This is a genomic window from Deltaproteobacteria bacterium (assembly GCA_016874735.1).
In the GTDB taxonomy this organism is placed as follows: Bacteria; Bdellovibrionota_B; Oligoflexia; order Oligoflexales; family CAIYRB01; genus CAIYRB01.
The window spans coordinates 57350-69404 of the sequence record VGTI01000003.1 but is presented as its reverse complement, the minus strand read 5'-3'; the positions used below and the strand labels follow the sequence as shown (position 1 = coordinate 69404).

The 12055-nt window shown below is 51.0% G+C and carries 13 protein-coding genes; 5 read left to right on the top strand and 8 right to left on the bottom strand.

From position 1 onward, the window contains the following. Positions 1-6 precede the first annotated feature (6 nt). Together FJ146_03075 and FJ146_03070 are read right to left on the bottom strand one after the other, a co-directional pair. Positions 7-582 carry a DUF45 domain-containing protein gene (locus FJ146_03075; protein ID MBM4250927.1) on the bottom strand — a complete coding sequence of 192 codons (576 nt, stop codon included), beginning with the start codon at positions 580-582 and terminating at the stop codon, positions 7-9. Positions 583-722: 140 nt separating this feature from the next. Then, positions 723-3044 (bottom strand): hypothetical protein, encoded by a 2322-nt coding sequence (locus tag FJ146_03070; protein MBM4250926.1) that lies wholly within the window; start codon positions 3042-3044, stop codon positions 723-725. Between FJ146_03070 and FJ146_03065 the strand changes: the two genes are divergently transcribed. Genes FJ146_03065 through FJ146_03045 form a run of 5 tightly spaced genes read left to right on the top strand, consistent with a single transcriptional unit; the run spans position 3022 to position 7099 of the window. After that, positions 3022-3831, top strand: a complete 810-nt coding sequence (locus FJ146_03065) for a hypothetical protein (protein MBM4250925.1) — start codon at positions 3022-3024, stop codon at positions 3829-3831. The genes FJ146_03070 and FJ146_03065 overlap by 23 nt on opposite strands. Further along, the gene (gene scpB / locus FJ146_03060; GenBank protein ID MBM4250924.1) at positions 3828-4733 is read left to right on the top strand and encodes an SMC-Scp complex subunit ScpB; all 906 of its coding nucleotides are present in this window, start codon (positions 3828-3830) and stop codon (positions 4731-4733) included. The genes FJ146_03065 and scpB overlap by 4 nt, the downstream gene beginning before the upstream one ends. Further along, on the top strand, positions 4654-5403 hold the full coding sequence (locus FJ146_03055; GenBank protein MBM4250923.1) for an rRNA pseudouridine synthase: 750 nt from the start codon (positions 4654-4656) through the stop codon (positions 5401-5403). Before scpB ends, FJ146_03055 begins: the two co-directional genes overlap by 80 nt. A 20-nt stretch (positions 5404-5423) precedes the next feature. Next, entirely contained in the window at positions 5424-6407 is a 984-nt protein-coding gene (locus tag FJ146_03050; GenBank protein MBM4250922.1) for a 2-keto-4-pentenoate hydratase, read from the top strand. 14 nt (positions 6408-6421) lie between these two features. Continuing rightward, positions 6422-7099, top strand: coding sequence for a hypothetical protein (locus tag FJ146_03045; protein MBM4250921.1), 678 nt, complete (start codon positions 6422-6424; stop codon positions 7097-7099). 21 nt (positions 7100-7120) lie between these two features. Here FJ146_03045 and FJ146_03040 read toward each other — a convergent pair whose 3' ends face one another. From FJ146_03040 to moaC, 6 genes are all read right to left on the bottom strand, one after another. After that, on the bottom strand, positions 7121-7918 hold the full coding sequence (locus FJ146_03040; protein MBM4250920.1) for a hypothetical protein: 798 nt from the start codon (positions 7916-7918) through the stop codon (positions 7121-7123). A 144-nt stretch (positions 7919-8062) separates the two neighbouring features. Beyond that, positions 8063-8830, bottom strand: a complete 768-nt coding sequence (locus FJ146_03035; protein MBM4250919.1) for an SDR family NAD(P)-dependent oxidoreductase — start codon at positions 8828-8830, stop codon at positions 8063-8065. A 20-nt stretch (positions 8831-8850) separates the two neighbouring features. After that, entirely contained in the window at positions 8851-9852 is a 1002-nt protein-coding gene (locus tag FJ146_03030; protein ID MBM4250918.1) for a hypothetical protein, read from the bottom strand. 20 nt (positions 9853-9872) lie between these two features. Continuing rightward, positions 9873-11105, bottom strand: a complete 1233-nt coding sequence (locus tag FJ146_03025; protein MBM4250917.1) for a molybdopterin molybdotransferase MoeA — start codon at positions 11103-11105, stop codon at positions 9873-9875. Then, positions 11062-11592, bottom strand: coding sequence for a MogA/MoaB family molybdenum cofactor biosynthesis protein (locus FJ146_03020; GenBank protein MBM4250916.1), 531 nt, complete (start codon positions 11590-11592; stop codon positions 11062-11064). Before FJ146_03020 ends, FJ146_03025 begins: the two co-directional genes overlap by 44 nt. Further along, a complete protein-coding gene (moaC, locus tag FJ146_03015) occupies positions 11567-12040 on the bottom strand; it encodes a cyclic pyranopterin monophosphate synthase MoaC (GenBank protein MBM4250915.1) in 474 nt (157 codons plus the stop codon). Before moaC ends, FJ146_03020 begins: the two co-directional genes overlap by 26 nt. Positions 12041-12055: the final 15 nt, after the last annotated feature.

Sequence of the window (12055 nt, the reverse complement as noted above, 5' to 3'; positions counted from 1 at the left end):
CCCAGCTCAGGCTGCGGAATCAGTATCCTTACATATGTTTTCGTGGCGGCCTGAGATGCTAAGGCCCTCAGCGAAATACTCAATTCCCTCTCTGTCAAAGCAGTGACCACAATAAATTGAATACTTTAGCTGGTCACGCAAGTACCAGCGGTTCTTACAGTTAGGGCAACTATACACGAACTTACCCTCCGCGGCCACGCGAGTATGTATGTGGACGTCGGGATCAATAGCTAAACCGGTTGCCTCAAAGTCCCTCATTTTCTTGTAAAAGCGGCGGGTATGCCCTGGGTCCAGCATGCAGTCGTAAAGCCACAAATGTGTCAGTTCATGGAATAGTGTGTAAGGTAGTAGGCTGGGGTCTGAACGGAAATATGGTAAATTTAACCGTATCTTATGCTCAAAAAGAAATGCAAGCCCCAGTTTTTGTTTCATCCTGCTGGAGAATTCGATGGTCACCGGCTCAATCAAAGATCCTTCCGGCTGTTGACGGAAATGTGGCAGGAAATTTTCGTAGTAAGTGTAAGCTAGCATACGCAGTTGTTCCGCATCGTATGTGTGCATGTGCCTAACCCATTCAGTCATGCAGACAAACCTTATATTATGTGACGACAACCGTTGGGCCACCGAGTTTTTCAAGAATACGGCCGCACGACGTCTGTTCTAGAGCCGTGCGAGAAGCGGTAATTTAGGGGCTTTCTTATAAGATAGCATGAAGGCAGAGACTAAAGAATCGGCTCCCGCAGTGATGGGTCGAATAACGGGATGCCCTCGTGCAGACCGTCCCATTTTGGTGCGTTTGCCTCGCCTAGTGGCCTTACTGAGTGACAGCTTAAACCACTGCGAAGGAGCAGCTCTTGGGTCTGGTTCAGCACGGAAAAGGGTACAGTCAAAGTGCCGAGGTTTCTCCTGTCGGACAGATATTTTGCAATATTAACAGATATTTCTGGTATATCTTGGGTGTCAATTGCAGCAACGGAAAGACAAAACTGATTTTGCGCCAATGCGTTCTCGAGTCCCTCTAGCTCACCAAGGTTAGGCAACTTCGTTAAGCAGACTAGTGGGTGGGCAGTACTCGGTGGCACAAAGACCTCTGCCCCTAAATTTGCTTGACGAAAATGCTCGAAGTCCAAACTCACCATTTGACGCCAGGGGAAATCCTTCGACCAGAATTTCTGCCCCGATGATTGCAAACTTTGGATCAGGCTTTTCAGTGAACCTTTTCCCCCCTCTTTTCCAGCGACACAGATTAGGCGTGACGACATACAGCCCAATTGCCCCAATCCGAGGCAGTCCTTGGTAACCCGGTCAACTTGATCCAGCGTGGCCGTGATCGGAATGATTGATACCGCTATGCGATGCCCAAAACCGCGGACTGGAAGGTTGGTAAGGCTCTGAATTTTATCAACTGTTTCGGATGTGCCGTAACTCAAGATGGCATCAAATGGTAGCGTTTCTCCGACACCCATGATGCGCCATTGTGGGGGCAGTATACTCAAGCGGGCTTCGGGAAGGCTGGCTAATCCGGTTAGAAATAACGAGAGCGGGCTCCGACCTTTTTGAAACATCGACGGCTGTCTGACCGTCAAATTGAGTCCCGCTAAGTAACCTATGCTGAGAGGGTATAGACCAACCAAAGAGTGATTTTCCGGAAGGATCACGAGCCATTTTTGCAATGTGCCAGCTAAGTTTCCTAAAGCCACCGTCACGGCCTTGACCCATCCATCAAAATCCCCAGGCATGCCATCCGTAAGATCTTGAAGGGCAATCGTCGCTGCTTGGGAAGAGCCTAGCTCCTCAGAAAGTGCCGCGATGACTTCCCTGTCACTGCAGAAGTCTCTTAAATGGCCGCTCAATGCGGCGATCCGACCTGCCGAGAGATGCCCGGCGGCCAGTGGCGCCTTGTGATCGTTGCTGACGAGGGGAAAGTCATGTGAATTGCTGTCCCTGGTAACCGGTACCAGCGCCCTTTCAGCTCCAAGGGAGCATCCCTTTAGGGCGGCTTTGGGTGCCCGCCCAAGTAACCGAAAGGCACCGTTTTCGAGCTCCACTAGGTCCTCGGTGCGGAAGTACCAGGGGTAATCAGTCCGAGCTGGGTCGCGAACCATCAAGGCGCCGCGACCCTTGCGATATGCCGCACCAGGCCGCCCTAGCACAGCCACGTCCACATCTGGGGCAAACCGGAATCTGCGATTGTCTAATTCTAAGATCCGACCATGTGGCACGTAATCATATGCCTGGCAGGAGAGCTCACTCATGCCGTACTCGCTTACGATGGCCTCTGTGTTGATTCGAAAAGCGTGAGAAAGCTCCTGATAGAGGTGGCTTCTCGACACTTCTCGCGTTCGCCCTTTTGTGCCACCGGTCTCAAAAATTACAGAACCCGGGGCCAGGGTGCAGTGAGATCCACTATCCAATACGTTAACCCAGTGAAAAGCCGTACCAAACAACCACAAAGGCCGCCCAATATTTGCTGCAATAACATCAGTGAGTTCGCCTTCGGATACGAACCTTACCTCGTAAATCGAAGCAATCCACGAAAGCATCTGCGCCAGACTACTTTCAGGCCACGCATCCTGATCAGGTACCAGGCTTAGTCCGAGGCGGCTTTCACTTTTATCCAACGGCTGCACTTGATCCAGTATGAATGCAAACCTTTTTATACTTTGTTGCTGATACTGCGCCAATCCCACGGCAGAGAAGTGGGATAGAGACCTATCTTGAGTGGTAGTGCCGCTAGATCTAAAGGTCTTTTCGATTACACCCTGACGAAAACAAGCCTTCGCTCCGTCGCCCCTTAGTGCCTCAATGGGCAGGTACTTAACGAACTCAGTGCCGTCAATCAGTCCGTCTAGTAGTGTGCAACTTGGGTTATTGGCCATGGATTTGTGCTTGTAACAATAATCTTTATGGGGATTTTCCCGGCGAAATTCCTTGGCCGGTGGTAAGCTCCACGGTATAACGTAAAGTTTAGAAGAAAGTCCAACATTTGCAGCCACTGGGTAGCCGACTTGTAGGCGATCGATGAGCTCAGAGTATTTCGTCAAAACCAATCAGTTCGAAGGGCCGCTTGACCTTCTGTTGCACCTGATCCGGGTGCATGAAATTGACATATTCGCTATCGATGTTTTGCTGCTGACCCAGGAGTACTTAAGCTACCTGCGACTCATGCAGTTTGCTGATTTGCAGCAGGCGGGTGAATTTATTGAGATGGCAGCGACCTTGATTGAGATCAAGACGCGCATGTTGCTGCCGGGAGATGAAAAGGCCACTGATGACACAGATGGCGAGCAAGACGATCCTGTGAAGTCCCTGCAGGAGCGGCTGCTGCAGTACGAAATGTTTCGTAATGCAGCGGATCACTTTAGTCAGATGCCTCAGATGGGGGTGGAGATCCAACCCAACAATGAGTGGCAACGTTTAGCGCCGCTTTACGAGCACATAGAGTCACCACTTCAGGGTGACGCGCCAACGTTGGTCGTACTTTACGAGCAGATGCTCAGAGGGCTCTCAGAGCGAAGAAAATCCAAGCATACTGCAAAGTTGCACAGAATAACGGTGGAAGACACCATTGAAAAATTGGCGCGAGAAATCGAACAGGCACGGTTTGCCTTATTCCAGGGTATATATAACCGGCTCCAATCTCGGGACGAACTCGTTGTCCATGTGATGGCCATGCTTGAGCTTTCGAAGATGAAACGTATTCAGGTATACCAAACCGAACTGATGGGACCAGTGTGGATGTACCGCATGGACTGCGATGAGTCGGTCTTGCCCTTGCCCCCATCTGTAGGTTCTGTGGAACAAACTCCAGACCTTGGTGGTAACTTATGAGTCACATGGAAGACGTTGAAAATATAGAAGTAACTGAATTCGACCATTATGACTCATTGGACGATGAGCTAGCTGGTGATCATCAGGTGCCTAGTCCACCCAAGGAGCGACAGTTAGCCTCAATGCGCCTCGAGGCTAAGGTTGAGGCTATTATATTTGCCTCGCAAAGGCCCCTTAAGGCATCAGATATACTTGACATTCTTGGTGATCCTACGGTAGGCGAGGGGGATATTCAGCTCACGCTGGATCAGTTAGTGACCCAGTACGAGGATCGGAGTGGTGGTTTCCGTCTCCATTATTTGAAGAGGCTCGGATATCAATTTCAGACCTCCGAGTCTGCTGGTGCAATCATGGAGCGCATGTTCGCGTCTCGCCCTCGACCGATTAGCCGGGCTGCTCTCGAGACTTTGGCAATTATTGCGTACCGGCAGCCTGTCACCCGTGCCGAGGTTGAATTTATTAGAGGTGTCGATGCCGGTAGCATATTTAAGACGCTGCTTGAGCGAGATCTCATCAAATGTGTAGGCCGCAAGGAGATTGTTGGCCGCCCAATGCTTTTTGGCACAACGGATCAATTTCTCACCGTTTTTAATTTAAGTAGTATTAAAGACTTGCCACCACTTGAGTCGTTCCAACCATCGAGGGAGATGGTCCAAGGCGCCATGGCGCGGATTGAAGGCGGTAGCGCTGACGATTTAGTCGATGTCGAAGAATATATTGCAGACAACACGCGCGGCGAGTATGACGGGGACGATCTGGCGGCTACCCTTACGGGAAGTCACGACCAGCTTGACCTAGATGAATCAGTAGCCGGGGTTGCCGATGGAGCCAATGAGAATTCAGAAGTGGTTGTCCCAGATGGGGATAGCCTCTCGCCGGGAGGCGGAGACCTGGATACGTGAAGGCCGCGTCGCAATTAATGGCGATCTGGTAACTGAGCTTGGGCGTAAGATTGACCCGGACAATGATCAGCTGACAATCGATGGCAAGCTGGTTGAAGCGGCAATGCCACCTCGGGTTTATTGGATGCTGAATAAACCGGACGAAGTTCTAACGGCCCGTCACGACGGTTTCCAACGCACTACAATTTACGATTTGCCGCGTCTAAAAAAACTACCTTTCCTGGTGGCGCCAGTTGGACGATTGGATTACCGAACCGAGGGCCTGCTTTTGCTCACCAACGATGGCGAGTTGGCAAACAAACTGACCCACCCTAAATTTAAGGTGCCACGTCAGTACCATGTTCTGATCACCGGCAAGCTGACTCCTGATGAAGAACAAGCTATAGTCCGGGGGATTGAACTCGATGACGGCCCGACTGGCAAGACGGAGCTCAGGTATGCACATGGCAAAAACCTGGGTGGATCGCGCGGCAGTTGGTACGCAGTCACCGTGTTTGAGGGACGCAATAGGCTTGTACGGCGACTTTTTGAGCATTTTAATCATAAAGTGGTTAGGCTCATTCGCGTTTCCTATGGTGATGTGAGACTGCCCGAAGACCTAAGCCCCGGTGAATATAGGCAACTAAGTTCGGATGAAATCCGAGCGTTAAAGAGGCTCACCGGGCTGTAATTTTTAGCCCTGGAGTCAAAATGAAACTAGCAACTTTACACGATGGCAGCCGCGATGGACGGCTTGTGGTTGTCAGCCGCGACTTGTCTGTTTATGGCGATGCCGGCGATATCGCACCCACATTACAGGCCGCTCTGGATCGCTGGGAGTTAATTCAGCCGAAATTGCATCATCGATTCGAAAGCTTGCAGCGAGGCGAGGGAGTTTCCGGTCGTTGTGACGCAGTTAGATTCATGGCCCCGTTGCCAAGGGCTTACGAATGGATCGATGGCTCTGCATACGTCAACCACGTGGTGCTTGTGCGCAAGGCTCGCCATGCGACGCCACCAGAGACGTTACGTACTGATCCTTTAATCTACCAAGGTGGCTCGGGCGTGCTCCTAAGTGCTACGGATGACATCAAACTTGCCGATCCCAATTGGGGGTTAGATTTTGAGTCAGAAGTTTGTGTAGTCTTGGGCGATACCCCACAAGGTACCAAAAAGGGCGAAGCGTCTAAACATGTGAAACTCATCATGCTCGCCAATGATGTTTCTTTGCGTAATCTTATTCCCGCTGAACTTGAGAAGGGATTCGGATTCTTCGGGTCGAAACCTGCGACAGCATTTTCACCAGTTGCAGTGACACCTGACGAACTCGGAAGTGCTTGGGAAGGTGGGCGTGTACATCTACCCTTGATTACCGAGTACAATGGTACTCAGTTTGGCGATCCCAATGCTGGACCTGAAATGCATTTTTCCTTCTTTGACCTGATCGAACACATTTGCAAAACGCGGTCATTTACCGCTGGTACAATCTTGGGCAGTGGAACCGTATCCAATGAAGATCGTGCGCGGGGATCGTCGTGTTTGGCAGAAAAACGCATGATCGAGAAGATTGATACAGGTGCGATGAGCACGCCATTCATGAAATATGGCGATACTGTTGGTATAGAGATGTTCGATCGACACGGCCAAAGCATTTTTGGTCGGATTGCCCAAAAAGTTGTGCCATTTAGTAAATAGCTCTAGGGCCCAAAATGAAAAAAGTCTGTTTACCACTGTCGCTATTTTTGGGAGTTGCTCTTTTCACTAATGAGATCGCGGTGGCTGAAGAGTCAGTTCTGGATGGTGAAGTTCCGCAGTTGCCAGCTGAGGCGGACCAGATAGTTGTAAGTCCATCAGAGGCGGGCATTGGGCTAGAGCAAGAATCTGTCGAAGACCAGCCGCTTCCTGTCGATCGTTCAACGAACGATAATGGTAGGTGGATGTTCAACGGTGGATTTGGGGCTTCGGCAGAATATGTTTCTGGCCAGGCGACACTGGGATACTACTGGGTGCGATTCGTTGGTGTTGAGGCTACATATTATTATTATCAACTTAATTCCGAGCAGTATTTTGCTGCTCAGGTGGGACCAGAAACCGACCTTATGGTGCGCTTATATAACTCCACTATGGTTACGCCTCTTGCTGGTCTGGGAGTAGGATTCACAAGATGGCATCGTCGTTATCTAGGGGAGCGCTTCTCGGAGGGAGGTAGCCTAACAGCTAACGTGCTTTTCGGAGTGGATATTGCCTTGAGTCGTCATTTTGGTATTCAAATCATCCGCAAGAATACCAATTATCTTGGATCAATTCCGGTTAGCTTCACAGATCGCCAACGCGATGAAGCGAGGTCGACCTGGTACACGAATATCGGCTTCCGCGTCATGTTTTAAATCTGTTGTGATAGCTTTGCGTTAATGCGCCCAACCACGCTGAACCTTTGGTCTGCCAATACCTTTTTGGGATACCCCGTCTACCGGGAGATACATTCCATCGGCCATCTTCAACCAACCGTTTTCCTCCCAGGTCACGGGGTGATCACCCTGCTCCAAGCTAGAGACCGGTTCTCCGTTTGGAGCATTCATAATCTGGATGCCCCCTTGTTTGACATAGCGGACTCGTCCGTCTGGTCGCGGAGTTAGGCCAGAGGTTGAAGTTGCCGCTGACGGTAACTGATTTGAATTACTGGGAGGAGAAGTTTGCATTAGCGCTGCTGCATTTGCTGGGACTGCAGCCACCGCCGGAATCGCGTTATTCGCCGGGGGTGATGGATTCACAGCTGCGTTTAAAGGTACGTTGGCTACCGTATTGTTCAGAGCAGTCCCGTTTGCTGTAGGAGCACCGTTAAGCGGAACCGCAGCGTTCGCTTGAGTCCCACCTGAGTTATCGAACATACCATTGTTGCCACCAGAGGCAGTATTGACACCTTCAGCTGGTAGCGCGTTCGCAGCTGGGGGCTCGCCGCCAGCATCGGCCGTATCGCTATTGATTTCTGCGCTATCACCTCCAGGACTTTCGGCGTTAGCAAAGTTTTCCTGGCCATTACCCTCGGCGGCATCGTCTTGGCCCAAATTTCCGCTTTCTCCACCCTTATCAGCCTCTAGATTTTCTTCGTCCCCTGATGTGCCGGAACATGCGCTAAGCAGGCCCACGGCAAGGAGGCAGCCTATCAGCCAAAGGATTGTGGAGCCGGTATATGGATGCCGTCTCATTGCGAAACCTCCGTGTTTCGCTGTTAGTAAAAATATCCGCCAGTCCTAGTTTTCGGCTGAGCCCACTGAAGCTTGAGCTCTGCCCCCAAATTCGATGTTGACTGACTTCAAACTAATTCAAAATAGGATATACAACTCAGGTGGTTATGCTTGGGGTCGTCGATACACTTGTGTTGCGGCGGCCTGATCAGTCGGCATTAAAACGATTTGATCTATGTTGACGTGAGAGGGTCTGTTTGCGGCAAACATGATTGTGTCGGCAATATCTTCAGCCGTGAGTGGCGTCATTCCCGCGTAAACTGCGTTAGCTTTTTTCGGGTCCTTGAGGCGTACTAAGCTGAATTCAGTTTCCACCATTCCAGGGTCAATTTCGGTGACTCGTATTCCTGCACCAATTAATTCTAATCTGAGGGCGCCGCTGATCGCCCGGACAGCATGTTTTGAGCCGGCATAAGCAGCTCCTTTCGCATATGTCTGCAACCCAGCAATAGAGCCAAGATTGATGATATGACCGCGCTGTCTTGTCACCATATCTGGAAGAAACGCTCGAGTGACTTTTAATAGACCGAGCACGTTCGTGTCCAGCATCGCCTCCCAATCGGCGTCTTCTCCAGTGGATACGGGATCCAGACCAGCAGCTAATCCTGCATTGTTAATTAAGACATCAACGCGGCCAAAGTTGTTCACGACATCACGGTGAAAATTTGTGATCGACCGACCGTCCCTGACGTCGAGCCAGCCACTCCAAACCTGCGGAGAGCCGAGACCCTCCAGTTCACGTGCTAATGAAGCAAGTCTATCGGTACGTCGTGCCCCCAAGGCTAGCCTACACCCATGGCTTGCAAAAGCCCTTGCACACGCGGCACCGATCCCCGAGCTAGCGCCTGTTATGACTACGACACGATTTGCCATTGTATAAGCAGTCATAACATTTACTTTCGCGTAATTTTCACCGCCCGATCGGCCCCTTCACCAACGGAATTCGAGACAAAACCAGCATCAACGATTTCTTGATGTTGGATGCGCCGGTAGAAACTATTGGTTGGCAGTAATGTGATTTCCTGCACAGAACTATCAGAACGCAGCGTCGCAATCGCCTGATTTACTTCGGCCATAGCTTTGTCGGTGAGCTTAGCCGTCTCCTCGTCGCTCTTGCGTGGACGGCGTTTGTGTTCTTGCTGAGGTCCTTGTTCTTTATGATTTTTGAAGGGTCTCTGGCGGTCCCTATCGGGTCGAGAAGGTCTTTCGTTACGGGTGCGGAATTCGGGTTTTTCGTGTTTACCGCCCCTATCCCCCTTACCTTTACTCCCACTCAGACGATCAGATCGGCCAGTGCGAGCATCACGGCTGCCACTACGAGGCAACGGGGGAGGAGCATATTTGCCAACGGGAGGGCGGCTACCTGGTACAAACTCTTCAACTCTCTCAGCGCCGTGTGCCCATGAAAGGTAGCGCAGGAATAGATGACTGTTGCTCGAGAAAAAGCGTCGTATGGCGCCTTCTATTGCATCCCAGGGGCTGCGATCTATACCCGCCGCAACTGGCAACGCAGGCAAGTTTTGATCCGATTTGATTTTGAATAGATCTGCGAGATCACGGCACATGGCAACAAAGGCTGGAACGACCTCGACTAGCTGTTCGTGGTCTATCTTTCGGTTCGATGTTAGCTCTGGGAAGCGATCGCTATACCACTGACAAAGCTCCGAAACCAAGCTTTCGAATGGCTGAGTAACTTCTGCCTGCTGCGTCGCGCCGCTGGTGAGACCTGGCCACTGTAAAGGCGGTGTACCTGCCCCCTGAGCTCTCTCCAGACGCTCTTGCTCGAGGCAAGAAAACAGGAAGTAATCGACGTTAACCTCTTGACCACGAGCGGCAATGACTCGCTGTTTCTTAGTTATTTCGACAGTAGGTTCGGTTGGTTGGTTGGTGTCCAAGGTGTAATTCTTTCAGTTGTTTATGGTGTTAGCGCCAGGAGCTTGGTCCCGGCTTGGATTGTGGAGTAACCCGCTGGTAGCTCCACATAAGCATTGTTATCAATCGAAGCTGAGAAGTGAGCGCTTCCCTGCTTGGGTGAGATTTTCAGGCCGTCGGCATTTAAAATGCCACGATAAAAGCAACGCAAGCTTTCAGGCTTAGTTAGGTCGGTTGAACACTGCACAATTTGCTTCTTTGTAGGTGCCAGACCGCTTATTGCGGTGAGCACTGGTCGTCCAAAATAGTACCAACCAGTGCAAGTAGCCAGGGGATTTCCTGGTAAACCTAGCCATACATGTTGATCGCGTATTGCAAGCATCACCGGCTTTCCAGGTCTTACAGCAACTTTGTGGAAAAGGATTTTAAACCCCAAAGTCCTGACAAGTTCGGGTATGAAGTCTGTGTCGCCGGCCGATACCGCCCCGGTAGTTATTGTCATAGTCGAGCCAGATGAATTCCCTAACTCTTCCTTCATTCGCTTTACCGCAACCGAGAGTTCATCTCGCAAGTGAATTGGTTCACTGGCGCAACTCAGACCTAATTTTTGGAGGGATGCCTGCAAAAAATACCGATTGGAGTTGAACATGGCGCCGAAGGGTAATTGAGATCCAGGGCTTACAATCTCATCCCCGCTGGTGGCGACGATAATTTTCGGTGGCTCAAACGTTAGCAAAGTTTCATGACCAAAGGCTGCAGCCAGCATGATTCGCTCGGGATCGAGCAGAGTCCCGCTGGCAATTATTTGCTCACCTTCAGTCAGATCCTCTCCTGCACGACGAATGTTATCCCCTGGTTTAAGTTGACCGTTGAGCTCAATACGACCGTCGCTTCTGACTTTCACTCCCTCGTGAGGTACAACGGTATCGGCCCATGGGGGAACCGGACTTCCTGTGGTTATGCGGAAGCAGGTGCCGGATTCGCGGGGTGAAGTCCATGAGACAGAGGGGTTTGCTTGGGCCTTTAATAAGCCCGACACTTTGAGTGGGGTACTAACTAATTCATCCCACCGGCAGACATATCCATCCATGGCGCTATTACAGAAGGGGGGGGATGGTATGCGAGCAGCTAAATCAGTCGCTAATATACGACCCAAAGCATGCTCAAGCTGCACGGAGCCAAGTTGGCTGCTGCGGGGCAGAGTTGCAATGATTTCAAGCGCTCGCTCGTAACTAATCATGCACATCCACCGGGGCGCGACGATCTTTACAAGCATCCCCTAGGCTCTTTAGAGCATGCGGAAGGAGATCGCTCAGTATATCTAATTGCTCACATACCGCTTTGGGATTTCCTGGTAGCGCGAGCACGAGGACGCGATTTTTGACCCACCCTCCACAGCGGCTCAAATAGGCATTAAGTGAATAGCGTAAGCTTTCCCGACGTAGTAGCTCTCCAAAGCCAGGAATGGAGTAATCTGCAATCGCATCAAGGGTTTGTGGGGTGATGTCGCGGCTACCAAGGCCTGTACCGCCAGAAATCACTAGAAGATCGATCTCACCAGAGCACGCAATCTCGATAGCTCTACCTAATTCAAGGCGATCGTCTGCGACAATCTGGATACCTTCTACTCTATAGCCATGCAATTCCAGCCAGTTAGCTGCAGCCGGCCCACTAAGATCCCCGTAGATACCATCAGCGGCACGATCGGAGCTAACTAGCACTTTCGAAGTACGTGATTCAGTCATCCCGGCTCCACTCACCATGTTTACCTCCCGACTTGTGCAACAGACGGAATGGTCCCACCGTTGCGGCCGGATCGACAGCCTTGATCATGTCATAAATGGTAAGACCTGCAATAGATGCTGCAGTAAGAGCTTCCATTTCGACCCCAGTGCTTCCAGCAGAGTGGGCCTGAACTGATAATGAGAACTGAAGTTTGTTCGGATCCAAGACGATCTCGATTTCGACTTTGTTAAGAGCGATTTGGTGGCATAAGGGGATAAGCATGGAGCATTGCTTACTAGCTTGAATCCCCGCAATTCGGGCCGTTGTTATGATCTCACGGATGCTCTCTGCTTTGAGAGCAGCACGACAATCCTTCGAGATCGAGACGCATCCGCCGACTAGGGCCTTCCGTGCGGTGATAGCCTTAGCACCGATATCGACCATCCTGGCGTTGCCGTCCTGACTCAAATGTGAAAAATCACCCATGCACGAGAACCCACC